Raw genomic sequence first — 26,251 nt, forward strand, 5'->3', positions numbered from 1 at the left:
CGGCTCACTTGCAGTGCCTGTTTTTATTATCAACTGTATATCGACGGTTCAACAATAACTTTTTCTTCTTTTTCATTCATTTTTTCCATACGATGTTTTCTAAGAAATTCTTCATCTGTGTCCATAGAATATTTTCCCGTTATTTCCTTCTTTATTACATTTCCTTCTGTTGCTTCTTCCGGAATCTTCTTTTTCTGAATAACGTACTCTTTTCCATTCGTGTCTTCACAAACTACCATTGCGTCCTCAAATCTCATTATTATCAGCTTCACTTTTTAGTCCGTCCCTTCCTGCATTTCAAAACACAATGATTAGAATTACCTTTGTGTTTTGCAACATCTATACTATAAATTTACCTATTAATTGTAAATATCTTATAGAATAAATTACTATTGCATAAATTAAATCTCGACATTTTACAATTAATTATAGTAAGTATACTATTTTTTATATTCATTTTCAAGAACGGCATAATCAGGAACAATATGTTTATTAGCATTTTTACTTTTAATAATATAAATTTTTTCTCTTTTCAAAAATTATAATAAACATTACATTTCAGTTCTTTTTTGCTTTTTTAAACATATATTTAATTTATACTTAGTATAAGGATTTAAAATGGATTACGGATTAGCTTTATCTGGTGGTGGTGCAAGAGGAAGTGCTCACATCGGAATTTTAATGGCTCTCGCTGAAGAAAATATGTTGCCCTCTTCAATCGCAGGAACGAGTGCCGGAAGTATTATCGCCGGTTTATATGCGGCAAATGTTTCTATTGATACTATGCAAAAAATTGCCCAGATTTTAACTTCTCACCCAACTACTATATTAGACCCGGATATTATTGGAATGCTTTTATTTTTTCCTCAATTTTTAACTTGTCGCAAGCAGCATTTAACGGGGTTATTAAAAGGGCATAAACTTAATAACTTTCTTTGCTCTTATACTGATGGTAAAGATATTTCTGACTTAACTACTCCCCTTATAATTCCTACCGTGGATTTAATTTCTGGTAATACAATTGCATTTACTAATTCTGAAATAAAATATCCTACCGAAAACGTCATTTGGAAAAAGAGCGGAAAACTATGTGACATTATTACCGCAAGTTGCTCTGTCCCCGGGATATTTCGTCCTGTCAAAATGAGCAAGTACTACCTGGTTGATGGTGGTGTCACCCACAACCTTCCGGTAAATCTTTTAATGTCCACAGGCGTTGACAAAATTATTGCTGTTGACATTGGTGTAGATTATAAAACTCCTCACAACAATTCTATTACTGAAATTCTCTCTCATTCTTTTTCTATTATGTCTTACAATTTGAAAACATGCCTTTCTCAGGGAGAACGACTTTTACTTGAACCTTCACTTGATAAAAATGCCGGTCTTTTAACTTTTAATATGATTAATGACTGTATAAAAGCCGGATATGTTTACGGCAAAAAGATGATTCCTAAAATTAAAGACGCTTTGAAATAACTTTGTTATACGCACGGCCTCGCCGTTCATAACACTTCGAATCCGCTTCGCTTCTTCTCAGTGATTATGCATTCGCCGACTCTTACTCTTTATCTTTTTTTGTTATACCCATGGCTTCGCCATGTAATCACTTCGAATCCGCTTCGCTTCTTCTCAGTGATTATGCATTCGCCGACTCTTACTCTTTATCTTTTTTTGTTATACCCATGGCTTCGCCATGTAATCACTTCGAATCCGCTTCGCTTCTTCTCAGTGATTATGCATTCGCCAAATACTTTCAGCTTTTTTTGCAAGCAAAAAGCTGAAAGTATTTGGCTCATTGCGTATAACAAGAAAAGCCTTTCAAATAGATTATTTCTACTTGAAAGGCTTCTTTAGTGAACAGGTCGTTCCACTTGTAATTCCCCAATTACATTATTATTTTGTATACACCTCATACGGAAAACCTGTCTCTTATTAGTCCCAATACATATATTTCCAAATGCTACACTCAACGTGTACCTTCTAATTGTTAATTATTTGTTGACGATTGAAATTAATGTTTTCAAATCGTATCTGTTAAACTTATTCTATTTGAAGAAAAATTTAATTATTCTCCAAATTGTATCCATTGCACATGTATCAATAAACATATCTTTTACCTCTTCCAAACTTACTTGTTTGTTTCTTTCTAAATTTAATTGTATCTAATATTTCTTTTAACTGCAATCCATATGTTCTTAACGCAGTTTTTTTGTTCTTAACGTAGTAAAATCTGTTACGAGCGTAAGTTTTCTGTTCTTAACTTAATCATTTTCTTTACTAACACATCTACTTCTACATAACCTTCTTACTATCTTTAATTAATCATTAACTTACTTTATCCGCTAACCTTTATATTCACGACCCGTTCAATAAAATTAAATTAGCATTTCTAACAAAAATCTGCCATCAACATATTTGATTTGCATTGTGCCGTTATATTTATCCACTACCCTCCTTATGTTTGAAATACCATATCCATGGTTCTTTTTGTCCTTCTTTGATGTATTTATATTTTTCACATCCACCGGCTGTGATGTATTTTCTATTTTTAAAATTATTCTCTTTTTGTGGTTCTGAATTGTTATTCCTAATTCTTTCTTTCCTTCAAATCGACTAAAAGCCTCTTTAACATTATCCAATGAATTTGCCAGAATAATACATAAATCAGTTTGTTCTATTCCTACTGACTGTGGGAATTTTCCAAGAATCTGAATTTTAACATCATCACCATTTTCCTGTTTGATTGCCTGTACTTCGCCATTAATAATGTAATCCGCAACCACATTTCCTGTCTTATACGTAAAATGTACATCTTTTCTATTTATTAGTTCATTTACATAGTCTCTTGCCTGCTCAACATCATTTTCATTTAACAATGCTGATATTGCATTATAATGCTTATTAACATCATGCCTGAAAGCCCTTAATTCACTATCTTCCGTTATAAGTCTCTCATAATAATTTTTTTGGTATTTCATACACTCTTCATTCAAATCATTAATTTCCATTAAGATTTTTCTTGAGTTTACTACATACACAAACATAACACTCATTGCAATTATTATGACTAAAAATATAACTGCTACAATCATTGCCATTCTTTGAATGCTCAATGTCATTTCACCTAAATAAGCACCCTGAATACATGCAACTACAATTCCTAAAGTTCCCATTACAGCGATAACAAAAATAAGTTCTTTAATCTTTATATTCCTTATTACCTCAGCAATATCTTTTCTTCGTTTATACAAAAATATTGCTGCCATAAAAATTACTATAACTCCTATACAATTACCATAGATATAAATTTTTCGTTCATAATCAGCATAATCATTTCCAAGTGAAGTAATTCCAACCAGTATCAGCCAAACCATTAAATCTATAAGCGATACTAAAACAAACTCTATAATGAATCCTCTTATAATAGTCTGTATTTTTTCATCAAACAGCACTAAAAGAATTACTATCTGAAATAAAATTTCTGCCGTTACGGTAGGCTTATTTACATTAAACAAATAAGCAGCCGTCAAACCTAAAATAGGTATTATTGCATATTTTAATTTACTCTTTCGTAAATTAAATCCCATAATGCCAATTGGAAATACTATGTATTTAATGAAGCTTAAAAATGTACTTAACACCTTTAATCCATAAATCATCAGCAAAACCTCGCATTCTCTATACAGAAGCTTGTGTATTTTTTCTCGACAGACGCTTTTAATCTGCTACTAATCTGAAGAACCGTGCCTCCATGCATATACACTTTACCATTCTTCATTTCTTCCACCTGCTCCATGTTAACCAGACAGCCTCTGAAAATCTTTATAAAACCAACAGCTTCCAATCTATCCTCTAACGCTTTCATGCTTTCTCTAAGTAAAAATTCCTGTCCGTCCGTAAGATATAAATTACAATAAATATGTTCTGATTTAATGTATTCAATATTCCTGCTATCTATACCTTCTATAAGAACTGTTCCTCTTACTATTTTTAAAGCTCTCTCTAATACTACCGGCAACTGATCTTCTATGTATTTTTTTGTAACAAATCCTATAACATTTACTCCAAATGCCTGTGCCATCATTTCTTCATGGCTGGTTGCAAAAATAATTACTGTATTGCTCTTTGCATTCTCTAATCTTTCTTTTACTGCAATACCGCCGACCATAGGCATTTCGATATCAAGTATTAAAATATCTATGTTCTGATCAGTAATTTCCTGTCCGTCTTTATATTTTTTTATAATTGTTTCTTCGTTGTATTTCTTCGTGACGTCTTTACATACTCTCTCTATTCTTTCCCTCATTATATTATCGTCGTCACATATTCCTATAAACATATTTCATTTCTCCTAAATAAAAATCGTCTATATTTTATCTGTTTGTATCATTTTTATTTTTCTTATCTATAATGCATACACATTACACACAACAATGCCAATTGCATCTTACGACCCATCATTATTTTATTAAAATACCCTACTATATATTTTAATATAAATACAAATATCTTCAACTGTTTTTTATCGACTTTTCCGATTACTTATTACTTTTCCCTACTTTTTTAATCTATCAAAATAAAATCTTTATATAAATATGTTGTTTCTATAAAAAATACCTAAAAAAACACTTTTTTGTGTAATTTCAGGTATCTCTAATTTATTATTTTCTTCCAAATAATGAAAACTTCTTTTTTTCATATGGTTGTGTTTCTATCGACAATACTTTATATCCCGTATCATCAATAGCTTTCTTTACAGCATCTTCATCTATCTTGTCCTCCGAAATAATTTCCGTTATTCCCTTACCGTGAGAAGATGTTACTTTTTTTAATGGTACTGCTTTTCTTACAGCTTCATTAACATGACTTTCACACATTCCACACATCATTCCATCTACTTTCACAACTGTTTTATACATAATTAAGCCTCCATTTCCATACCCTGTAGGGGTATAGTTTTTTTCATTCCATACTATATCGCTATGATTATATATTGTCAAGTAAATGTAGATAATCCTTATTATTGTCTACCTTCTTCTTTCAAATATGCCTTTTCCTATGCAAGGTGCCATATCCAATACGGCACCCGCATAATATTTGAATGAAAAAGAAATGAGTCATTTCCTGATATAGGTGTTTTTAATATGAAACTACAACGTAATTTCACTTTAGACATCTTATTTAACACTATTTAGTTTCCCAGACTAATTAGTGACACGGAGTTATTAAGATGTCTTCTATCAAAATATGAACTTGTAGGCTTTTAACTGACTTATTTAAGCCTGTGATTGTATAATAACAAAGCTTAGTCAATTTCAAATATATTCCATGTAAAATTTATGGAAAATTTTACATATAAAAATTGCTAGCTTAACAATATCCTATCATTATCAAATTCTTTTTGTTTCTTCATTGAATACATCTTAATCATGTCTTCCATTGTCATGTTGTCTCTTTCATCTCCTGACAAATCAAGAAGTATTTCCCCTGAATCAAGCATAATCGTTCTTGTTCCTGTTGTTAATGACTGCTTCATGTTATGAGTAATCATCATTGTTGTTATATTATTTTCACTTACAATTGTCTTTGTAATGTCCATAACCTTCTGTGCCGTTGCAGGATCAAGAGCTGCTGTATGTTCATCTAACAGTAATAATTTAGGAATTGACAAAGTACACATAAGCAGTGTTACAACCTGTCTCTGTCCTCCTGAAAGCAAACCTATTTTTGTTTTCATTCTGTCTTCAATCCCCATATTATAACGTGCAAGATTTTCTCTGAAAAATTCAACTTTCTTTTTAGTAATTGCTCTTGCAAATGGATTTGAACCCTTAGATGCTCTTGAATATGCTAAAGCAAGATTTTCTTCTATTGTCATATTAGGAGCTGTTCCTTTCATTGGATCCTGAAATACTCTTCCAATAACTTTAGCTCTTGAATGTTCACTGTCATAAGTTATATCTTTTCCATCAAGTAAAATGTGTCCTGAGTCAATCATAAAGCTTCCACATATAGCATTGAACAACGTACTCTTTCCTGCTCCGTTTGAACCGACAATCGTTACAAACTCACCATCCTCAAGCTTAAGGCTCATATTGTTAATTGCTACATGCTCATTTACTGTCCCTTTTTCAAATGTCTTTGAAATATTCTGAATATCTAACATTATTTCGCCGCCTTTCTCTGTTTTGTCTCTGCAATTTTCTGTTTTATTGCAGGAACCGCCAGTGTAATTGCTACGATTAATGCACATGTAAATTTCATAAGATTACTGCTCAAATCTCCAAATAAATTTTCTCTAATTACAAATGCAACAATTATTTTGTAAACAATTGAACCTACAACTGCTGAAATCATTCCAATAGTTGCTCCTCTTTTTCCAAATACGGCTTCACCTATAATAACTGCAGCCAAGCCATATATAAGTGTTCCATTTGCTGTATTTATATCTGCATATCCAACACTTTGTGATGCCATTGCTCCTGCAAGTCCTATTAAGGCATTTGCAAGCATAAGTCCTATAATCTTTGTTCTGTCAACATTAATTGAAGATGCTCTGACCATATCAGGATTATCTCCTGTAGCTCGTATACAAAGTCCAATATGTGTCTTAAAGAACCATATTATTAATGATAAAACTACGATTACAATTATCAAACTAACTACTGATTTTACAACACTTGTTTCAAATTGTCCTCGAATTGCAAATATCTCTTTTACTTTTTCAAATATAGTAATCTTGTTATAACTTAAGTTCGTTGTTACACCTTTTTCCGTAAGGGAATAACATACAAGATTTATCGAGTACAATCCACTCATTGTTATTATTCCCGCAAGTACAGGATGTACCTGCAACTTAGTCTGCAATAAACCTGTAATTGCTCCTGCTACTGCTCCTGCCACAATTCCTGCAAATAATGCAAGAATAGGGTGTCCGTTTAATGCAACTAATACTGAAATAACTGCTCCGAATCCAAAACTTCCTTCTGTTGTCAAATCAGGTATATCTAATATTCTAAGTGATATATATATTCCCATTGCCAACAATCCATAGATCAAGCAATCCGGAATGTTTGATATATAATACTGTAATTCAATCATCTTTGTTCCTCTTTAGTTCTCAATTAACTTAACTTCATAATCTGTTTTAATGTTATCTTCGCTAATTCCTAATACTTCCATTGTAGCTTTGTTAACTGTGCAATAATCAATTCCTACAACCTGTGCCGGAATATCTTCAACTTTCTTTCCATTTACATAGTCCATTGCAATATCAACTGTTTTCTTACCAATTCCCTTATCATCAATTGCTAATGTTGCAAAACAGCCTGAAACAACTGTTGTTGCTGATGAACAATATGTTGGAATTTTCTTTTCTTTGCAAATATCTGTTAATGTACTAATTCCGTCCTGAATAATTGAATCATTTGGAATAAATATCATATCTACACCTTCTGCTACTAATGCATTTGTTGCAGATTCTACATCATTTGATGTTGGTGCTGTTTTTTCAACATATTCAACACTTGTTTTGTCTAAATATTCTTCACACTGCTTTGCTGTGTTTGTTGCATTATCCTCATTTCCGCTATAAATGATACCAACCTTCTTTGCCGGTGTTACTGACTGAGCAAAATCAATAATGTCTGATACAGGAATTGCATTAGATGTTCCTGTTGCATTCTTATCCGGTTTATCCATGTCTGTAATTACTCCTGCTGCTACAGGTGCTGATACAGCACAGAAAAATACAGGTGTATCTGTTTCTGTATTAACCATAGCCTGTGTAGGAGGTGTGGCAATAGTAAATACCATATCATATGTTCCATCTGTCATATTTGTCACAATTGTTGTAAGTGCTGTTGAATCGCCTGCTGCACATTTATATTCTATCTGTGAATCCTCATATCCCTGTGCTTTTAATTCATCAATAATACCATCTCTCATATCTGTAAAAGCTCCATTTTCAATCATTGAAACTACACCAACTTTTACTTTTCCATCTCCATTAGTGTCCTTTGAATCAGTCTTTCCTGAACTGTTGCTTCCGTTTCCTCCGCATCCTGTAAATGCTGTTGCTACCATTCCTACTGTTAATAAAACGCTCAAAACTTTCTTCATCTTTCTCATCTTTTTTCTCCTTTTCTTCACTTTGAGTTTTTTAACAATCTGGATAACCTCTAGAGTATTTATTGCATAAAAAAATCCTTAACAATAACACTTAACAAAATGTTATCATCAAGGACGAAAATACTAAAATAATATTCCGCGGTGCCACCTTGATTCGTAAGAAAAATATCTTACACACTCAACGAGTACTATCATACTCTGTGCAACTTACGTATGCCTTCACGTCACAGAATACTAACAAATATAATGCTTTGTTCTGTGCCCTCTGCGGTCCATTTATGTGAGCTGCGTTCTGCAAGGATTCCACCAGCCCTTGCTCTCTGTAAGTGCACGATTCACTTTTACCTCCGCATCAACGGTTTTAATGGTCATCTATATCGTTGTTTTGAATTATAACGCTATAAAAAATACAAGTCAATTATTTTTTTATATTTTTGCCACCTAAAATTTTACACTAACTTATATTTTCTATACGTTTAAATTTTTGCCGTGAAGCAAAATTTATTTCTACTTAAAATTTGTGATAGTGGATTTTAGGCTTACATTATTTTCAAATAAAAATTAAGCATATACTAAAAGATGCCGAAACTATTGAGTGCTACGCACCACAATTCCGGCATCTTTTTTTAATTACTTAACGAATTTATTATCTATATCTTTTACAGATTTTACTTTTTTGTACTTCTGCTCTTTTGCTGCTTTTTCTTTAATTTTATCTAACTCTTTGTTCCACGCTTTTGTACCCGACTCATTGTTTACATCCGTACCTGGCTTCTTAACATAATCACTTTCCAATGATTCAACGTACTTTTGAATCGGCAACTGCTTCTGATATACTTCTTTTTCATAAGCCCAATACTCATCTTCTGAATCAAACTGTGCTATCACTTTTTTTACATCATCGGCATTCTCAGCTTCATCTGACATTTTCTTCAAATCAGCAATATAATTATCCACTTCTTCATCTGTAACATCAAAACCTGCTTTTATTGCCTTAACATACATTGCATTAAATTCTTCCATATATTTTACAGCTTCTTTTTCTGCCGTCTTCTCACTTTCTCCCTTAAGCATATAAAAAGCCTTTGAAACTTCTATTTCCCTTTTAGTTATTAAAATATCTTTCCCACACTCAAATATTTCATCTGATGCAGAATATGTTTGTGCTGCCGGTCCGTCAGTTGCAATTCTAAATTTACCTTTACTTCCTGATGTTTCATTTTTGCTGTCATCACTTAAAATTTTACCCCATTGTGACATTACATCATTACCACCAAGTGCAGTCTTTATTGGAAAATAAGCTATAACTCCTGCAACAGCTACACATAATGCAATAATACTGATTTTCTTTTTCATAAAACCACCTCCAAAGTTCTTCCTACTATTTCATTTTTTCTAATTTGCCCATTGAGCAGGCAACCATTTCTTTTGTAATTTTATAAGGATTATGCTCTATATCTTTCATGGCAACTGCATTTTCAGCCAATTCTTCTAACTTGTCCTTTCCAAATTCTAAATCTGCAAGGCATGTTGGAAGACCTACATCTTTACTAAACTTATACACTTTTTCAAAGTCTTCTTCATTCTTATCTACAAGCAGCAAATTTAATACACCATAACTTACTACTTCTCCGTGCAAATGATTCTTTTCTATGTGTGGATATGCCGTAAGAGAATAAAATATTGCATGGGCAAGTCCTGTGTTGTAATCAATTATATGCTCCGCTGTCAAAAATATAGATGCAATACCTGTTGAAACTATAATTGCTAATACAACCTGTTCATAGGCATATGAAACTTCCTGCGCATTATTTGATTCCATTGCTTCTTTTCCATATCGAAGAACAGGTTCATAACACATTTTACTTACATCTACACCCATCTGTGTATAGTGATTTAATTCTTCTCCTCTTGAAGACATTGTACTTTCAAAGTACTTTGCCATAGTATCACCCATTCCTGCCCACATATATCTTGAAGGGGAATGTACTAAAATATCCGTATCAATAAATGCATGTACCGGTGGTGCCTGAAAGAAAAACGGTTCTTTAAATCTTCCATCAGGATAGTACATAATGGAAACACTTGTGCAGGCAGAACAGTTTGACGCTATTGTTGGGAATGAAAATACAGGTTTACCACATTTTACCCCAAGACATTTTCCAGTATCTGTTGATTTTCCTCCACCAATTGAGAAAATCATATCTGCTTGTTTTACCAAATCATTTTCCATTAATTTTTCTACATTTTCGTAAGTTGCTTCTCCACCATACCAGATAAAATCTAATATTTCTAATTTTGATTCTTTGCAGGCTGCTATTATTTTATCCTTTGCGGCTGCAATTGCTTTATGCCCACCTATAGCAATAACCTTTGTACCATATGGCTCACAAATTTCAGGTATTTTATTATATACTTTATCTCCAATTGAATAACTTGGAAGATGCATACTGTAATTTTCCATTTATTTTTTATGTTTCCTTTGCTAAAGTAAAATTAATATTATAGGTAAAGGCAGATTATAAATAGCTCTGTGAATATTCCTAAGTCATTCACAAAATGAGCATCAATACTTTATGCTTTTGCCCTATCATATAAAGTATAGCACAAATCCGAGAATTTTTTCACTTAATAAAAACATTGCTTATTTAACGTTTTAGCGATAATATTTTTAATGACTATCTACACATTTACAAATTCCGGAGGTTTTTCAAATGATAAATATATCCGTTCTTTTTAATCAGCTCATTATGCTTTTTTTAATTATATGTACCGGATATCTTGCATATAAATTACAATATTTTGACGAACTTACTAATAAGAAATTAAATAAACTGGTTGTAAATATAACCCTACCCATGACAACAATAGATTCTGTTTTGTCTATGGCACAACGTCCTAAAGGTTCAACTGTGTTATTCGTATTTATTGCTTCAATTGTTTTATACGCAGTATTACCTATTATCAGTTTTATAATAATTAAATTAATTAAAATGCCTTTCAATACACAAGGCATATATACTTTTATGCTAACTTTTTCAAATGTAGGATTTATGGGTTTTCCTGTTATTCAGGCTGCATTTGGCTCTGAGCAGGGAACTACCGCTGTATTTTATGCAGCCATTCTCAACATTATATTTACCTGTTGTACATTTACTTATGGAGTAGTTTTAATAGGATATGGGACTGCGAAAAAGATGGCCTTTACATTAAAAAACATATTATCACCAGGTATAATATGCTCTTTGCTTTCCATTGTAATTTATGCATTAGACATAAGTTTTCCTATTCCTATAACAAATGCAATATCAATACTTGGTAATCTGACCTCACCACTTGCAATGATGTTAATTGGTTCAACGTTAGCATCTATGAAAATAGGTGAAATATTTAAAGATAAAAGAGTTTACTTATTTACATTTGTCAAGCTAATTATTATTCCACTAATTTGTTATCCATTATTTCAACTATTCATTAAAGATACTTTAGTTAGAAATGTCTTTTTTATTGAATCACTAATGCCTGTAGCAAATACAGCACTTATATTTGCCACAGAATATGATTTAGACAAAAAATTAACTTCAAGAACTATTTTTTTAACAACACTTTTATCTCTATTTACAATCCCTGCATTTTTATATTTATTTGCAGTTTAATCTATTTTATAATATAGAATCTTCTAATTATTTTGTGTTTGGTGTCTTTACAAAAAAATCAGAAGCAATATTGCGTTTATTAAATTCACAATATTACTTCTGATTTTTTTACTAAAAGTGTATTTTATATTTATAAATTTTTATAAAACTGTTGTTCGTTATAGTTAATATAAACTTATTTGGTATATTAAACTGCTTATTCTATATCTTATATTCTCTAAATAACCATGAACAAAGTTCCTGACGTGATAAGTATGCATCCTATAATTGATTTTGATGTAAAATCTTCATGCAAAAATACAAAAGCCATAATCAAAGTTATCACTACACTTAATTTGTCTATTGGAACTACCTTTGACGCATCTCCCATCTGTAATGCTTTATAGTAGCACAACCATGAAGCTCCTGTGGCCAGCCCTGACAAAATCAAAAATATCCAACTTTTCTTTCCTATTTCCGTAATTCCCGATTGATTATTAGTCAGAAATACCATTGCCCATGCCATAATTAAAACTACCAGAGTTCTTATGGCTGTAGCCAGATTAGAATTAACTCCATCTATTCCAACTTTAGCAAGTATAGATGTTAAAGCTGCAAATACAGATGACAAAATTGCAAATACCAACCACATTGTCATTCACCTCTATCTTCCGCAACAATATTTATATTTCTTTCCACTTCCGCAAGGGCATTTATCATTAGGATAAACTTTCTTTGTCTTAACAACCGGCTGATTAACTAATCTTTTGCCCATATTGTCAAATGTCCAAGGAATTGAATCATCTATTCTGGTAGGATTAGAAATTACCTTTCTTGCTGCTTTATTTTCGCCGGTGTTTTCTTTAACTACAGAACTTACTAATTCAACATTAGAAGGACCATTAGGAAGTTCTCCATAAACACCTATTGTATTTATTTCCTCAACAGTTGGAATATAATATTTACTTTCATCTTTTATAGAATTGTCTTCTGAATCAGACAATCTCTTATGAGATACAACGTTATCATTAACTTCAAATTCATTATATACTTCCGGTATACTTTCAATTCTGTTAATTAACTCTTCTGTGCTTTCATTATAATTAATTCCATCTTTCATAATCTGCATAAGCAAATCTATCGAAATCTTTCCATATAATACACACATTGTTCTCAAACTGCTTAATAAGAAACTGGTCACTTTACGTTTCTCATTAAACTCTTTATTTTCTATTTTTTCAAGTACTGCCTGAACTTCTACCGGCACTACTATTTCACCATTATTCATTCCGCCTAAATAACCGGCTGCATATAATTTTTCATATAAAGCATCGTTAGACTTTCCACCTTCAGTTGAAGTAATTTCTTTTTTAACTGCTTCAATTTCTTCATTTGTAAGATATTGGAAATATTTTTCTACTTCTTCGTCATTCAACATATGTTCTACAATTTTATCAATCAATTGTTCTTTATTAAGTGTTGAATAACCTCTTATCTTTTTCTGCTTAGCAATGTCTTTTAATTCATTTTTGAGAAAATCATTAAAAATTTCTTTTAAAGCTGTACCTTTTTTCATTAATTTAAATCCTCTCTTCTAAACGTTTAATATTTCCCTAGTTCGCGTTGATAAGCTCTTATATTATCTGCTATTTTCAACTCTAAGAACGCTTGTTTGCCGATAAAAGTATAGCAAACTCAATTATTTTTTTCAATTGTTTTATTAAATTGAAGGTTATCATTCATATAAACCATTAGTTAATTTTTCAAATTTTATATTTCCTATTTCTAAATTTTATACTTATTTGATTTTTAATTCGTCAAATATTGAGTATGTATCACCAATATTTCTTTTAAATTATATGTTTTTTTACTAAAAAACGCACATTTTTTCATATTATCAGCAATTTTCTGTATTTTTTCATTTAAACAACATACCTTTTACTTTTTTTCTTTAATTCGACAAATATCTTTCTATACTCTACACATCTTTGGGTGTGGTTTTAGTGTGAATTTATTTCATTACTATTCCTGCCGTAAATCTTATGGCAGAAGAATGGAGAATTAATATGCAAAGTCTTATCGATGAATTAAAAGATGAATACGGCTACAGCAGTTATGATATAGCAATGGTAAAATATGTACTTACAAGCATCTTTTATGAATTTTCAAAACTTATTATTTTCGGTATATTTTTTGGATTTTTAGGTTATTTTAAATCATTCTTAGTTTCTTTGATTTTGCTTTTATTTTTAAGAATTAACATCGGTGGAATTCATTGTAAACATTATATTACATGTTTTTTATTAACATTTGTCGTTTTATTTTCTTCAATTATACTACTTCCCAAACTTTTATTTGTAGCACCTATATTAATAATTTCCATATGTACAATATGTATGATTATCAATTATAAAATAGGTCCAATAGCATCACCGTTCAGACCTTCGCCTGACAGTATTTTGATTAAGAAATGTCGAAATACCGGATTTGTTATAATTTTTATTTTTATTATTTTTGTTAGCTTTTTCCATGAATTCAGCTTATTTGCTACATACTTTCAAGTTGGATTCTGGACTATTGTGTTACATACAGCGCAATTATTTATTGCTAAAATCTCAAAAAAGGAGGAATGTGCTAATGCGTAAATTCAAACTTTCTACTTTAAACACACTTTGTACATTGTGTTTAGCATTATCATGGGGTTTTAAATTTTCAAAAGTTAGCTTTTGTTTCTTTGGGGAACCTAAACTTCCTCGCAAAGAAGACTTTGAATAATTAACCTTCATAATCTTTTACTCCAAAAAATCTGCCTTCATTGACACACCCGACAGTCTGTATGACCGTCATTACAATGAAAGGCAGATTTTTATTTGTTGATTATTACGATGTAGACACAAAATTATTATGTTGTGGCAAAAGGCCTCAACTTTGATGCCTATGGAATTTATTTTTCAATTATTACTGAAAACTTTATTGTATTTCCAATTTTAGTCATTATGTTTTCTACTAAAATATCAAACTTATATTTATCCTGATATTCTTTTATTTTGTTAAGACCAATTCCTCTATCTTCACCTTTTGTAGAATATCCTTTTTCAAACATCTTAATTATCTCATCCTCCGTACAATATGTATAAGGATTTGAGACCTCAACTATTACTTTCTTTTCAGTTTCAGCTATTTTAATTGTAATGTTTTCTTTTTTTTCACAGTCATTATTGCCCTTTACACTTCCTTCATTTCCACACTCATTATTATCTCTTATATTTTCCCAGTTATTTTGTGTAGTTTTATTTGAAAGAATTGCATCTCTTGCATTATCTATTAATATTCCAAGAATTTCTATGAAATCATAAACTGATATGTATTTAAATTCTCCAGTGCATAAATTTACATCATACGTTGTTTCTACACCCATATTTTCAGTTTCTTTTAATTTGCCAAATAAAAATCCTGCGATAATAGGTTCATTAATTCTATATAAAATACTATTATACTTATTTTCTTCAGAGATTCTGTTCTTATATTCATTCTTTCGCTGTTTTATCTTTTCATTGTTTTCTTCATTTTCCAGAGCTGATAAAGCAAGCAAATGATTATTAAAATCGTGCTGATTTTTACGTACAACATCTATCAGACTTTTAAAGGAATCATTATATATTCTAGTCATTTCTAACTGCTTTTGCTTTAATTTAACTTCGTAAGTTGACTGCTGCCATCTATAGATGGCAAATATTACTATAACAAACAATAAGCCTCCTGTAAGATATGCATCTGTCATAATAAAATTGTCTTTTTTGAACTTATAAAGATAATATGCAAGAATTAATCCATTTACTAATATACACACCATCCCCCTCTTTTCTTTATCAACAATTATATTGTGTAATATCTTATATAATTTTGATTTCTGTGAAAAGAATACAAATATCAGAACAGCTATGTTTATAAACAATGCCATAAAATTTTCATTTTTAATGAACTTATAAATAAGAAGACTTGCAGGTATGTACATTATCATTTGCGTAACTGATACAATGAGCATTGTCAACATGCAGTTATAAACAGAATTTACAATACTGTCACCAAACTGAAGCATCGAATAAATAATGAAAAACAAATACATTATTAACATTGTCTCTTTAAAAAGCACTTCTTCATTAACTAAATACATATAAATTATCTCTAAACTTATAAAACTTAATGTATAAATGGAAATTATATTTTTTCGACCATATAAGTTATGTATGCATATTATTACAGATATTATTTCAAAAAAATAAATTAAAATCTCACTCATTTTTCAACCTGCTCATAAATTCTTTTTTTAATCTAGGGCCTATTTCAAGTTCTCCATAATTATTTATAAGTTTAATATATCTGTTAACTGAGTCTATACTTAAAATATAGTTCATATTTACAACAACATGTTTATTACATTGTGCAAAATTGTTATCTCCTAACTCCTGAATAATACTCTTACATGACGCATATGGTGCCTTATGTACTCCATCTGTGCAATGATATTCTATGTACCTGTTTCTGTTCTCTACATATACAATATCTTTTGTCTGAAGTGAGAACAAAATTCCGTCTCTTTTATAATATATTATCTTCGATTCTTCCTTCGGAGTTTCAAATTCTAATACTTCTTTAACTGTATCCATAAGTTCATTGATGTCATAAGATTTTTCAAAGTAGCGATAACAGTGCAAATAACTGTATGAATGTAACTTAGGGTCTTCTAAAGATGATGTGATTATAATTGGTGTAAATTTGTATTCAGGTATGGTTCGTATTCTTTCAACGAATTTAATTCCTGACACATCTCCTAAAGCATTTGTATCAAGAATTATATCCACTATAAATACGCTTATATTTTCTTCTAACGCATATTTATATGCCTGCGCACTATCTTTTGCCTTGTAAACATTTATGTCTGTAATATTTGACAATTTGCTACAAATCATATCCATGTATTGTTCACTATCTTCTATAACCAGAATATTTTTCTTCTGCACTGTCATTGATTATTTTCCTCTTCTTTTAGGTTTTTACTCATATTGGTTCTGTAAAATTCAGCTTATTTATCAATGATACTATGGATGTGTGCGTTTTTTCAAGTTACAATAATTTTTTATTTTTCTTTTTTAATAAAATACTTGCTCTTATTCCAATATGGCTATCTATAACTCCGATACTACTTAAATCCTGTAGCAATTAATTCTGGTAGTGTTTAGCCTGAGTATTGTACATATTAAAATAAAATCCGTTTGTATTTTCCATTAATTTGTCATGACTTCCGTCCTCAATTATTGTACCACCGTCAAAAACTATTATTCTGTCGCAAAATCTACAGGATGAAAGTCTATGGGATATATAAACTGCGGTTTTTCCACCAACAAGCTTATCAAAGTTGTTATAGACTTCAAATTCAGCGATTGGATCTAAGGCTGCTGTAGGTTCGTCAAGTACTACTACCGGTGCATCCTTATACAATGCCCTGACAATTGCAAGCTTCTGAGCCTGACCACCTGATGGTTCAACTCCTGACTCATCAAACATTTTATAAAGGTTTGTATTTTGCTTATTTTCCAAAGAATTAATCCAACCGTCAATCTCTACTATTTTGCACAGTTCATTAATCTTATTTTCAACATTAGAATATTTATTCTGTCCCATATCGCCATTGGCATATTCTTTCTGTTCCATATCGCCATTGGCATATTTATTCTGTCCCATATCAATATTATCCTTTATGGAAAATGCCATAAGCCTGTAATCCTGAAAAACTACTGAAAGTAAATCTAAATATTTAGAGTATTCTATATCATTTATATTTACTCCATTTACAAGAATTTCTCCTTCTGTAACTTCATATAATCTGCAAAGAAGTTTTATGAAAGTTGTCTTTCCTGCGCCATTTTTTCCTACTATTGAAAGATGTTCTCCCGGATGTATTGATGTATTTATGTTTTTTAAAATATAAACATCTGTATTAGGATATTTAAAACTTACATTTTTAAATTCTATAGATACACCATCATTAACATTTGGAACTTCTGCATTTTTACTTTTCTCATATTTTATATCAATTTCAGCTTTTTCAATATAATCAAGATAATATTTTAGAATTGATGCTGTATACTTTAATCCCATTAATCCTCTTGAAATATTATAAAGTGCTTCCGTAAACTTAATAACTGCCTGTGTAAGGCTGCTAAAATCTCCGATTGTAATCTTTCCTGTTAATGTATTTACACCAAGAATAATATAAACTGCTATATTACAAATCTCCGTTGATGTTATTGAAATTTTTTCATTATTCCATATTTTTTTCATGCTTCTTTTTGAAAGATTATATTGCTTAGTACTCTGTTCCTTCTGGTTATCAATAATCATATTATCTGCATTATAAATTCTAATATCCTTGGCATACTCACCTGTTGTAAGTTCATCCAGATAATAATCAACAACACGGTCTATTTCCATTGCTTCAGAGAAATAATTTTCCTTTAATTTTGTTGTTTTCATTGTCATATATGTATTAATAACGAAACTTAAAAATACAGGAATAAGTAACCATACTGAGCAATTAACAACTATATACATAACCCCTGCAAGCACTAATATATTACTTATAAGTCCTACGATTCCGTCTGTAAGTCCCTGTATAAGGTTAGTTTGTTCAAATGCGCGGCCCGCTTTATTTACACTGTCTAGCATTTCAGAATTTTCAGTATACTCAAACTTCATTTGCATAGTATTAAAACTTATTTCCATTTGAAGCATTCTGTCAAAACGGTCATTACAATAATTCTGCTTCTCATTTGCAAACTTTCCTACTACTGCATAAAGATAAGTTCCAATGCAGATAAAAGCTACCCAGAAAATTATCATACCAATGTTTCTGTTCTGCTCATATACGATTTCATTAATTAAATATTTTGAGCCGATAATAGAAACAAAAGGTCCTGCTGTGTTAACTATAACTGACAACAAAATATAAAAGTAATAGATTGGAAGCTTTTTCCATGCAAACTTTGCAAAATATCCGGTGCAAAAAGCTATGTCTTTAATTCCACTAAATAATTTTTTTAGCATGTTACTCCCTCCTTCTCACTTTTGTAATACTGTGCCTGAATCTGAAACATATCACTATATTTTCCGCCAGTTTTCATTAATTCATCATGTGTTCCCTCTTCAATAATTTTTCCATCCTCAAACATAACTATTTTGTCACAAAATCTTGTGCTTGAAAGTCTGTGAGAAATAAAAATTGCAGTCTTTCCCTTTACCATTTCGTTAAATTCCTGATACATTTTGTCTTCTGCCAATGCATCAAGTGCCGCTGTAGGTTCGTCCAAAACAAGAACATCTCTGTCACTGTATAATGCTCTTGCCATAGCAAGTCTTTGTCTTTCTCCACCGGAAAAATCCACTCCGTCAGGATCAATAATTCTAAGAAGTGTAGTGTCAATTTTGTTTTCGTACCTGTTAATCTTCTCCTCTAAATCACTTCTTTTTAATGTTTCCATAACCCTATTTCTGTCAGTTTCATTTTCAGGCTTCATTGAAATGTTCTGCCATACAGGGAAAGCAAATATTTCTATATTCTGAAATACCGGAGCAAAGATATTAAAATATGATTCTCTGTCAAACTGTTTTATATCAACTCCATTAAGTAAAATTCTTCCCTCTGTTGGTTCATATAGTCTCATAAGAAGCTTTGTGAGAGTAGTTTTTCCTGCGCCGTTTATTCCTACTATTGCAAGTTTACTTCCTGCCTCTATTGTGAGGTTAAGATTTTTTAGAATAAATTTATCATGTCCCGGATATTTAAATGAGACATTTTCAAATTTAAATTCGTATTTTTCTAATTTGATATTCTTTATTGTTCCCTCACCCTTTTGATAATCAGGTATCTCCTCTGTCCAATCCATAAATGTTCTAAAATCATCTAACTGCATTCTGTTCATATTCATCCACACAAGATTACAAAACAGATCCGTCATGGCTGTTGAAAATGCAGCCACTAATCCAATATATAAAACAAAATTAGAAATACTCATGCCCCTAAACATAATCATGTAAATAAGCACTGAATATAGCAATACATTTTGAATTAATCTAAGCATACTCATTTTTGCTTCACACATAATCCACTTACTGTGATGTTTTTTGCAGGCAGCATAATATATTGTGTTAATGTCATTCCACATATTCTGTATAAACTCCTGCATTTTAAACAGTCTTATGTCCTTAGCGTACTTAAAGTCTCTTGCTGTATTTGAAAAATAACTATTTTTTCTATAATTAGATGCCATAGCATCTCTAAATTCTGTCTTGCTCCACTCCATTGTTGAATCTAAAATTTTATAGATAAAAAACGAAAGTGTAATTATAACAAGTACAAGCACCGGATTAACTAAAGCTATGGCAAAGCCGGAAATAAATACCATGGTAAGATTGGCAATTATGTTCTGCCCTCTCATGCAATATCCATGAATTCCCTGATATGTATACAATGCCTGTTTTGATCTTTGAGTTAAATCAAGAAAATCCGGATTTTCCATATTTTTAAAATCCGTTGTAAATGATTTTCTAAGATATTTTGAAACTATACCTTTGTACACGTTTTCCCACTGATATTCGTAAATATAACTAGCCTTATAGGCAATAAGATTAAGTATAAGAGTTGCCACTCCCACTATTACCATCACCTTAATCATTACGTCTGTACTAACCTTTTGCTCTACCAATGCTAAAGCAATTTTTGGTATATAAATTCCAATAAGATTGTATAATGAGATTAATATTCCACCGGCAATAACCGCTATAATAAATATTCTGCTAAAACTCCACGTCAACTTAACTGCAAACATGAAATTATTAAGCATTCCATGCTTAGTTGACTGAATTCCTTTTTGTTCCCTATCATGGGATGCAGAAAAGAAATTTTTAAACCTCTCCAATATTTTATTCATAACCTCTCCTTTTTTGTTTTCAGAATATAATTTTCCAGTAATTATTTTGCTTCAGATTTTTCTATCATACCTTAAATTTTTTCTTTTTTTGCCACAATGTAATCATTTGTGTTTTATATGTAATCATTTGTAAAATATTTTTAAAATTAACAAATATCAATATAATAATTGCCCGATTGCCATTTTTATTAACAATTATTATATTCCATACAAACTTACAGCCACTTCAAATTCTTCTCCTTTATCAATAAATTCTACATACCCACCATATTTTTTTACAATATTCTCTATACTTGATACTCCAATTCCATGATTATGCACATCATGTTTACTAGTTTGTTTTATATTCACTAACTCCTTTATCTTGCTGTTGCAGATTTTTATAAACATTGTATTCTTCTTATAAATTATGTCTATTTTAATCCATCTGTCTTCCATATTAATTTTTTTGCAAGATTCTATTGCATTATCTAATATATTTCCTAACAGGATTCCTGCATCTTTATAATCAAGATTAACGGATTTTGGTACATTAATGTTTACATATGTCTTTATTTTCAAATTTTCTGCCAGGCACATCTTGTGATTTATTATCGTATTTATAACTATATTAGATGTATATAATTTTTTGTTACTCGCATCTAACTCATTAATAATTTTATAAATTTCTTTTGAAATCTCATTATTCTTTTGTGCCTCTGAGCATATCGCTAATAGCATATTTTTCAAATCATGCTTAATTCTTCGTATCTCTTTATTACTTTTTTCCACTTCATTATAATATTGTTCTTTTGCCTGTGCCTCTTGTAACAACATTTCCTTTTCATAATTATCCGATAATGTTTCTGTTACTTTAACAAACATTTTAAACATTAAAACATTACTCGAAATCGTCATAACTATTATCATTAAACACATTATAATAACCGGATTATTCTTACTGTTTTGAATAATATTCATAGTTATACAACATATACAAACACATGTAAGTGGAATAATAACCAGATATTTACTTATATCAAAAGACAATTTAGGGAATTTTATTTTCCTAATTTTACAAATTGCATAAACTATTAAAAAGCGGATAATTTCGCAGATAAAAGAACTTCCATAGTAACGGATAAAATATGGAATTGCCTGTCCTAAAAAATTCAAAACAAAAAATCCTATCAGTTCCGCTACAATTCCAAATCCTATGTACAAAACCGGTAGAATTATATGATACGAAATACTATATGAAAATGAGCAACTATATAGATAAATTATCAATATACATAAAATCAGATTCGCATTTGGATTGTGAAACTGATTTACAACACTAATCAAAATTATGCATCCACAAAAAAGAATCGTACAATATTTCTTTTTCATAGTTCTTTTTTCACTAAAACTCTTAAAATATTTGAAAATAATCAAATAGTCAATTATATTAATTATTAAATCATAAATTAAATTCATACCTGCCCCCTTAAATAATTCAAGTGTTTTTTCTTAATTTCTTTTCTATAATCTCTGCTTACATATAGCATCCTGTCATCTTGCAAAATTACATTTTCTCCTATAATCCCTTCGATTTTTGAAAGATTTACAATCAACGATTTATTTAACATTCCAAACATTTCATCATCTAATTGTGACCATATTTCTTTCAATGTCATATTACATTGATATTTTTTATCATCAATTGTATATATCCATACTTTTCTACCATCTTTTTCTAAATAACAAATATCTGAAAATGCAATGTTGTAATTATTTTTTTTGTAAGAAAATACAAAGCTCCTTCTCTTTATTTCTAAATAGTTCTTTGTTTTCTCTAATGTATTTTTTATTTTTTCGAAGGTTAACGGTTTTTGTATAAAGTCAAATGTTACGGTTTCAAACACATCAAACACATATTGCGAATGACTGGTCATAAAAATAATTAAAGAATCAACATTTTTCTCTCGAAGTTTTTTTGCAAAATCTATCCCTGACATTTCTTTCATTTCAATATCTAATATAAACACATCAAAATTAACATTATTTTCTGTTATGTATTTCTGTAATTCTTCCGCACAAAAAAACACCTCATATTCCAATGATTTATCGTGAATAATTTGAAGAAATTCTTCAATCTGTTCAATAATCACCCTATCATCATCACAAATTGCAATATTCATTTTCTGACCTTCTCTTTCTTAATTAGTAGGGATTTTGTAATTATATCATAATTCAATTTCAAAAGCATCTTTATTTGGGCTTAGGTAAACTCGTGCAACTTGCCCTATATTTAACTTATTTTTAAATTTGTAGGGCTTTTAAAATGCTTTGAGCTTAGTTCCACATATTTATGTACTTAGGAAATTTTATTTTAAACGTATAAACTATTTCCAATTATCCCCTATTGTTTAAATATTACGAAATTGTTACAATTCATCTTGTAATTGGCCAGTACAAATCTAAAATAAGGAGGACGAAACTATGTGTTTTAAATTCAATAGCTGTTCCGAGTTATTTAATGCTCTTTGCAATTTTTTTAAATTCGGTTGTTAGTTAGTAAAAGGTAATATTTATCATTTATAAATTACCTATACAATTGCAATATGGCTAAAATGAAAAAGCCCTTTTCATTTTAGCCATATTTTTTAACCATATAAATTCTATTCCTCTGTTTTTTCTACTGCAGCAATTGCTTGAGAAAATTGTCCTACTCCTACGCTGTTTATCTTTTCTAAAATTTAATCACAACATTAAATGCTTCGTCTGACTTTGATGCCTTTTCTATTGCTTCGTCAAGTTTTTCTAACGGATATTCATCCGTGATAATTGATTCAATATCCCATCGTTTACTTTTCATTATTTGCTATATTGCATGTTTCAAATCCAAGTTTTTTTGCAATATTCAATCTGAAATCTGATAAATCTGCTATTATAACTTGATCTAATCCAAAATATTTTAGCGTAATTGCAGCTGCAATTCCAATTGTTCCACATCCAAATACAATTGCTTTTTCTCCTTTTTGTGGTTGTAAACGTCTTGCAGCTCTGCATCCCACTGTAAAAGGCTCAATTAAACTTGCTTCCCTGTCACTTATTTCAGCCGGTATAAAATAAAGTGAATGCTTTAACTTTGCCTCCGGTACTAAAATATACTCTGAAAAGCCGCCTATTGTTCCTGCTCTCTTTGTATCATTTTTTACAAATCTTAGATACGGATATACTCTCTTTTCCAAGATAAATTCCTGCTTTCGTAAAATTCTTCTCCAAATATTCATTACTGCTTATTATAATAATTTAAATTTGACCATAATATTAAATTGTTTTGTAATTACTAAATTTAACTAATATTAATATTTTTAACACTGCAAGATTACATTAAATAATTTATTAATTAGATGTATTTACACATTTTAAAATTATGTCACATATATGTTCTTCTGACATTTTGCAATCATTTTGTAGCCATTCTTTTACAACAGCAATCATTCCATTTATGTAAAATGCTGCAATATATGTTTTTTCTTCATTTGAAATACTATACATATCCATTGTCGGACTAAAAATGTGTTTAAACATTTTTTTATAAATCGGATAATTTACTCCCATTCATGCCAATTATTATTTCCAAAATAAACATCAGGTTTCCATTACCTATTACCTTCATTGACAGACACATCCCTATTCCTGTAATTAATGCTGATAAAATACCAAAAGTATAAGTAAATATCGTTGCCGGCATTTTTGCCTTTCTGTCAAGTTTTCTTAATGCCACCACTTTTGATGTATCCTTTGGTGCATATTCATTTGATTTCTAACTGTTTTTACTCTTTGTTTCATAGCGATTTATTTTACTCTTCTGTCAGACGATTTTATTCTACTCTTATTGTGTTTTTTTCTGCTCTATGTTACACTTTTTATACTTGCGATTAAAAAGTATATGAGAGGTAAAAAATTATGAAAAAACACAATAATAAAAGGAGTTCTTTTTCCGGAAAGCTGGGATTTGTATTATCTGCTGCCGGAGCTTCTGTAGGTCTTGGAAACATATGGCGATTTCCGTATTTAGCTGCTAAATATGGCGGCGGGATGTTCTTATTAGTATATATCATTCTTGCCCTGACATTTGGATATACAATGATTGTTGCTGAAACATCTATTGGACGTATGACTAAGAAAAGTCCTGTGGGTGCTTTTAAATTTTTTGGCAACTCTAAGTTTGCATCTTTAGGCGGATGGATTAACGCTATTATTCCTATTCTCATTGTTCCATATTATTCTGTAATTGGTGGATGGGTTATTAAATATTTAGCCGAATATATAATTGGCGGCAGCAAATTATTAGCGGGTGATGACTATTTTACTAATTTTATTACAGGTGGTTTTTCCGCTGAAATCTGCTTTATAATATTTACATTTATTACTTTAGCCATTATTTATGCCGGAGTTAGAAATGGTATTGAACGTGTATCAAAATTTATGATGCCTATTTTAATTGTTTTATCAATTATAATTACAATTTATTCTATGACACGACCTGGTGCTTTAGCCGGAGTAAAATATTTCCTTATTCCTAATTTTGAGAATTTTTCATGGATGACTGTTGTTGCTGCAATGGGACAGATGTTTTATTCTTTATCAATTGCTATGGGAATTTTAATTACATTCGGCTCATACATGAAGAAGGATTTATCAATCGAAGATTCTACTAAAAATGTAGAAATATTTGATACCGCTATTGCGATTATGGCTGGCTTAATGATTATCCCTGCAGTATTTGCTTTCTCTGGTGGTGACCCTGATGCCTTAAATGCAGGTCCTTCATTAATGTTCATCACTATTCCTAAAATGTTTGAAAGCATGGGACTTAGCACGGTTGTTGGAATTTTATTCTTTACATTAGTTTTATTTGCAGCACTTACGAGTTCAATAGCCTTAACTGAAAGTGCTGTTTCAACTTTTCAAGATGAATTTGGATGGGGCAGAAAGAAAGCTACTTTCATTCTTGGTGGAATAATGCTTGTTCTAGGAAGTTTATCAGCTCTTGGTTATGGACCTTTAGCCTGTGTAAAAATCATTGGAATGCAATTTTTAGATTTCTTTGACTTTTTAACAAACTCTGTAATGATGCCAATTGCAGCATTTGCCATATGTATACTCGTTTCAAAGGTAATTGGTCTTAATAAGATTGAGGAAGAGGTTCTTAACGGCGAGGGAAAATTTCGCAGAAAGAAAATTTTTAATTTTATGATTAAATATCTTTGTCCTATATTTGCAACAATTATTCTTCTTAGTTCAATCGCAAATGCATTTGGATTGATTACAATATAAAAAAGGGATACTATATTATTGAAAAAGTAATTAGTTTATATGCTACTTTTTCATGTAAAAATTTTCAAAAAATAACTGCCATGCCTCAAAAGACTCTGACAGTTGATGTAAAATTAATGTATGAACTCAAACATTAACTTACAGAAAATTTATAATTTAAATCAGTGCAACTAAATATAACATAGA

At 30.4% G+C, this 26,251-nt stretch carries 25 protein-coding genes and 1 other annotated feature; of the genes, 4 read left to right on the plus strand and 21 right to left on the minus strand.

The window, feature by feature from the left end; genetic code table 11:
- Nucleotides 1-29: 29 nt before the first annotated feature.
- On the minus strand, nt 30-272 hold the full coding sequence (locus tag N5B56_RS02395; protein ID WP_260978306.1) for a DUF3006 domain-containing protein: 243 nt from the start codon (nt 270-272) through the stop codon (nt 30-32).
- 346 nt (nt 273-618) lie between these two features.
- Between N5B56_RS02395 and N5B56_RS02400 the strand changes: the two genes are divergently transcribed.
- On the plus strand, nt 619-1,479 hold the full coding sequence (locus N5B56_RS02400) for a patatin-like phospholipase family protein (protein ID WP_260978307.1): 861 nt from the start codon (nt 619-621) through the stop codon (nt 1,477-1,479).
- An 899-nt stretch (nt 1,480-2,378) separates the two neighbouring features.
- On the opposite strand, the gene N5B56_RS02405 is transcribed toward N5B56_RS02400, so the two are convergent.
- The 8 genes from N5B56_RS02405 to N5B56_RS02440 form a co-directional block, all read right to left on the minus strand.
- Nucleotides 2,379-3,662: a sensor histidine kinase gene (locus N5B56_RS02405; protein WP_260978308.1), complete on the minus strand. Its 1,284-nt coding sequence runs from the start codon at nt 3,660-3,662 to the stop codon at nt 2,379-2,381.
- A complete protein-coding gene (locus N5B56_RS02410; RefSeq protein ID WP_260978309.1) occupies nt 3,662-4,342 on the minus strand; it encodes a LytR/AlgR family response regulator transcription factor in 681 nt (226 codons plus the stop codon). The genes N5B56_RS02405 and N5B56_RS02410 overlap by 1 nt, the downstream gene beginning before the upstream one ends.
- Nucleotides 4,343-4,664: 322 nt before the next feature.
- The gene (locus tag N5B56_RS02415) at nt 4,665-4,922 is read right to left on the minus strand and encodes a heavy-metal-associated domain-containing protein (RefSeq protein WP_260978310.1); all 258 of its coding nucleotides are present in this window, start codon (nt 4,920-4,922) and stop codon (nt 4,665-4,667) included.
- A 446-nt stretch (nt 4,923-5,368) separates the two neighbouring features.
- Nucleotides 5,369-6,169, minus strand: a complete 801-nt coding sequence (locus tag N5B56_RS02420) for an ABC transporter ATP-binding protein (RefSeq protein WP_260978311.1) — start codon at nt 6,167-6,169, stop codon at nt 5,369-5,371.
- Complete coding sequence (locus N5B56_RS02425; protein ID WP_260978312.1) at nt 6,169-7,104, minus strand: ABC transporter permease; 936 nt, start codon at nt 7,102-7,104, stop codon at nt 6,169-6,171. Before N5B56_RS02425 ends, N5B56_RS02420 begins: the two co-directional genes overlap by 1 nt.
- 12 nt (nt 7,105-7,116) lie before the next feature.
- Nucleotides 7,117-8,133: an ABC transporter substrate-binding protein gene (locus N5B56_RS02430; protein WP_118565577.1), complete on the minus strand. Its 1,017-nt coding sequence runs from the start codon at nt 8,131-8,133 to the stop codon at nt 7,117-7,119.
- 107 nt (nt 8,134-8,240) lie between these two features.
- Nucleotides 8,241-8,498 (minus strand) — a binding site (T-box leader).
- 265 nt (nt 8,499-8,763) lie between these two features.
- Nucleotides 8,764-9,489: a hypothetical protein gene (locus tag N5B56_RS02435; RefSeq protein WP_022087914.1), complete on the minus strand. Its 726-nt coding sequence runs from the start codon at nt 9,487-9,489 to the stop codon at nt 8,764-8,766.
- Between the two features lie 25 nt (nt 9,490-9,514).
- The gene (locus N5B56_RS02440) at nt 9,515-10,597 is read right to left on the minus strand and encodes an iron-containing alcohol dehydrogenase family protein (RefSeq protein WP_260978313.1); all 1,083 of its coding nucleotides are present in this window, start codon (nt 10,595-10,597) and stop codon (nt 9,515-9,517) included.
- A 250-nt stretch (nt 10,598-10,847) separates the two neighbouring features.
- Between N5B56_RS02440 and N5B56_RS02445 the strand changes: the two genes are divergently transcribed.
- A complete protein-coding gene (locus N5B56_RS02445) occupies nt 10,848-11,789 on the plus strand; it encodes an AEC family transporter (protein ID WP_147586013.1) in 942 nt (313 codons plus the stop codon).
- A 217-nt stretch (nt 11,790-12,006) separates the two neighbouring features.
- On the opposite strand, the gene N5B56_RS02450 is transcribed toward N5B56_RS02445, so the two are convergent.
- Nucleotides 12,007-12,420 (minus strand): EamA family transporter, encoded by a 414-nt coding sequence (locus tag N5B56_RS02450; protein ID WP_022087911.1) that lies wholly within the window; start codon nt 12,418-12,420, stop codon nt 12,007-12,009.
- 12 nt (nt 12,421-12,432) lie between these two features.
- The gene (locus N5B56_RS02455; RefSeq protein WP_022087910.1) at nt 12,433-13,344 is read right to left on the minus strand and encodes an SEC-C metal-binding domain-containing protein; all 912 of its coding nucleotides are present in this window, start codon (nt 13,342-13,344) and stop codon (nt 12,433-12,435) included.
- A gap of 490 nt (nt 13,345-13,834) precedes the next feature.
- Between N5B56_RS02455 and N5B56_RS02460 the strand changes: the two genes are divergently transcribed.
- Nucleotides 13,835-14,413: an accessory gene regulator B family protein gene (locus N5B56_RS02460; RefSeq protein ID WP_260978314.1), complete on the plus strand. Its 579-nt coding sequence runs from the start codon at nt 13,835-13,837 to the stop codon at nt 14,411-14,413.
- 299 nt (nt 14,414-14,712) lie between these two features.
- On the opposite strand, the gene N5B56_RS02465 is transcribed toward N5B56_RS02460, so the two are convergent.
- From N5B56_RS02465 to N5B56_RS02510, 10 genes are all read right to left on the minus strand, one after another.
- The gene (locus N5B56_RS02465; RefSeq protein ID WP_260978315.1) at nt 14,713-15,942 is read right to left on the minus strand and encodes a sensor histidine kinase; all 1,230 of its coding nucleotides are present in this window, start codon (nt 15,940-15,942) and stop codon (nt 14,713-14,715) included.
- Nucleotides 15,943-16,060: 118 nt separating this feature from the next.
- Nucleotides 16,061-16,795 (minus strand): LytR/AlgR family response regulator transcription factor, encoded by a 735-nt coding sequence (locus N5B56_RS02470; RefSeq protein ID WP_022087906.1) that lies wholly within the window; start codon nt 16,793-16,795, stop codon nt 16,061-16,063.
- A 193-nt stretch (nt 16,796-16,988) separates the two neighbouring features.
- On the minus strand, nt 16,989-18,872 hold the full coding sequence (locus N5B56_RS02475; RefSeq protein WP_260978316.1) for an ABC transporter ATP-binding protein: 1,884 nt from the start codon (nt 18,870-18,872) through the stop codon (nt 16,989-16,991).
- A complete protein-coding gene (locus N5B56_RS02480; protein ID WP_260978317.1) occupies nt 18,866-20,755 on the minus strand; it encodes an ABC transporter ATP-binding protein in 1,890 nt (629 codons plus the stop codon). Before N5B56_RS02480 ends, N5B56_RS02475 begins: the two co-directional genes overlap by 7 nt.
- A 198-nt stretch (nt 20,756-20,953) precedes the next feature.
- Nucleotides 20,954-22,213 (minus strand): sensor histidine kinase, encoded by a 1,260-nt coding sequence (locus tag N5B56_RS02485; protein WP_260978318.1) that lies wholly within the window; start codon nt 22,211-22,213, stop codon nt 20,954-20,956.
- Nucleotides 22,210-22,917: a LytR/AlgR family response regulator transcription factor gene (locus N5B56_RS02490; protein ID WP_022087902.1), complete on the minus strand. Its 708-nt coding sequence runs from the start codon at nt 22,915-22,917 to the stop codon at nt 22,210-22,212. The genes N5B56_RS02485 and N5B56_RS02490 overlap by 4 nt, the downstream gene beginning before the upstream one ends.
- Nucleotides 22,918-23,468: 551 nt before the next feature.
- Nucleotides 23,469-23,594 carry a hypothetical protein gene (locus N5B56_RS02495; RefSeq protein WP_260978319.1) on the minus strand — a complete coding sequence of 42 codons (126 nt, stop codon included), beginning with the start codon at nt 23,592-23,594 and terminating at the stop codon, nt 23,469-23,471.
- Nucleotides 23,584-23,970, minus strand: a complete 387-nt coding sequence (locus tag N5B56_RS02500; protein WP_118565585.1) for an MDR/zinc-dependent alcohol dehydrogenase-like family protein — start codon at nt 23,968-23,970, stop codon at nt 23,584-23,586. The genes N5B56_RS02495 and N5B56_RS02500 overlap by 11 nt, the downstream gene beginning before the upstream one ends.
- A 154-nt stretch (nt 23,971-24,124) precedes the next feature.
- A complete protein-coding gene (locus N5B56_RS02505) occupies nt 24,125-24,313 on the minus strand; it encodes a TetR-like C-terminal domain-containing protein (protein WP_199663682.1) in 189 nt (62 codons plus the stop codon).
- Nucleotides 24,314-24,317: 4 nt separating this feature from the next.
- Nucleotides 24,318-24,512, minus strand: coding sequence for a hypothetical protein (locus N5B56_RS02510; RefSeq protein ID WP_199663683.1), 195 nt, complete (start codon nt 24,510-24,512; stop codon nt 24,318-24,320).
- A gap of 179 nt (nt 24,513-24,691) precedes the next feature.
- Here N5B56_RS02510 and N5B56_RS02515 point away from each other — a divergent pair, with 179 nt between their 5' ends.
- A complete protein-coding gene (locus tag N5B56_RS02515) occupies nt 24,692-26,065 on the plus strand; it encodes a sodium-dependent transporter (protein ID WP_117909735.1) in 1,374 nt (457 codons plus the stop codon).
- The last annotated feature ends 186 nt before the right edge of the window (nt 26,066-26,251 follow it).

The sequence above is a fragment of the Eubacterium album genome, assembly GCF_025336545.1.
Classification (GTDB): Bacteria; Bacillota; Clostridia; order Lachnospirales; family Lachnospiraceae; genus Eubacterium_U; species Eubacterium_U album.

What these genes read in the sequence shown, in the direction of transcription:
- N5B56_RS02400 (WP_260978307.1), top strand. Translation starts at nt 619, where the DNA reads ATGGATTACGGATTAGCTTTATCTGGTGGTGGTGCAAGAGGAAGTGCT.
- N5B56_RS02405 (WP_260978308.1), bottom strand. Translation starts at nt 3,662, where the DNA reads ATGATTTATGGATTAAAGGTGTTAAGTACATTTTTAAGCTTCATTAAA.
- N5B56_RS02410 (WP_260978309.1), bottom strand. Translation starts at nt 4,342, where the DNA reads ATGTTTATAGGAATATGTGACGACGATAATATAATGAGGGAAAGAATA.
- N5B56_RS02415 (WP_260978310.1), bottom strand. Translation starts at nt 4,922, where the DNA reads ATGTATAAAACAGTTGTGAAAGTAGATGGAATGATGTGTGGAATGTGT.
- N5B56_RS02420 (WP_260978311.1), bottom strand. Translation starts at nt 6,169, where the DNA reads ATGTTAGATATTCAGAATATTTCAAAGACATTTGAAAAAGGGACAGTA.
- N5B56_RS02425 (WP_260978312.1), bottom strand. Translation starts at nt 7,104, where the DNA reads ATGATTGAATTACAGTATTATATATCAAACATTCCGGATTGCTTGATC.
- N5B56_RS02430 (WP_118565577.1), bottom strand. Translation starts at nt 8,133, where the DNA reads ATGAGAAAGATGAAGAAAGTTTTGAGCGTTTTATTAACAGTAGGAATG.
- N5B56_RS02435 (WP_022087914.1), bottom strand. Translation starts at nt 9,489, where the DNA reads ATGAAAAAGAAAATCAGTATTATTGCATTATGTGTAGCTGTTGCAGGA.
- N5B56_RS02440 (WP_260978313.1), bottom strand. Translation starts at nt 10,597, where the DNA reads ATGGAAAATTACAGTATGCATCTTCCAAGTTATTCAATTGGAGATAAA.
- N5B56_RS02445 (WP_147586013.1), top strand. Translation starts at nt 10,848, where the DNA reads ATGATAAATATATCCGTTCTTTTTAATCAGCTCATTATGCTTTTTTTA.
- N5B56_RS02450 (WP_022087911.1), bottom strand. Translation starts at nt 12,420, where the DNA reads ATGTGGTTGGTATTTGCAATTTTGTCATCTGTATTTGCAGCTTTAACA.
- N5B56_RS02455 (WP_022087910.1), bottom strand. Translation starts at nt 13,344, where the DNA reads ATGAAAAAAGGTACAGCTTTAAAAGAAATTTTTAATGATTTTCTCAAA.
- N5B56_RS02460 (WP_260978314.1), top strand. Translation starts at nt 13,835, where the DNA reads ATGCAAAGTCTTATCGATGAATTAAAAGATGAATACGGCTACAGCAGT.
- N5B56_RS02465 (WP_260978315.1), bottom strand. Translation starts at nt 15,942, where the DNA reads ATGTATTTAGTTAATGAAGAAGTGCTTTTTAAAGAGACAATGTTAATA.
- N5B56_RS02470 (WP_022087906.1), bottom strand. Translation starts at nt 16,795, where the DNA reads ATGACAGTGCAGAAGAAAAATATTCTGGTTATAGAAGATAGTGAACAA.
- N5B56_RS02475 (WP_260978316.1), bottom strand. Translation starts at nt 18,872, where the DNA reads ATGCTAAAAAAATTATTTAGTGGAATTAAAGACATAGCTTTTTGCACC.
- N5B56_RS02480 (WP_260978317.1), bottom strand. Translation starts at nt 20,755, where the DNA reads ATGAATAAAATATTGGAGAGGTTTAAAAATTTCTTTTCTGCATCCCAT.
- N5B56_RS02485 (WP_260978318.1), bottom strand. Translation starts at nt 22,213, where the DNA reads ATGAATTTAATTTATGATTTAATAATTAATATAATTGACTATTTGATT.
- N5B56_RS02490 (WP_022087902.1), bottom strand. Translation starts at nt 22,917, where the DNA reads ATGAATATTGCAATTTGTGATGATGATAGGGTGATTATTGAACAGATT.
- N5B56_RS02495 (WP_260978319.1), bottom strand. Translation starts at nt 23,594, where the DNA reads ATGAAAAGTAAACGATGGGATATTGAATCAATTATCACGGATGAATAT.
- N5B56_RS02505 (WP_199663682.1), bottom strand. Translation starts at nt 24,313, where the DNA reads ATGTTTAAACACATTTTTAGTCCGACAATGGATATGTATAGTATTTCA.
- N5B56_RS02515 (WP_117909735.1), top strand. Translation starts at nt 24,692, where the DNA reads ATGAAAAAACACAATAATAAAAGGAGTTCTTTTTCCGGAAAGCTGGGA.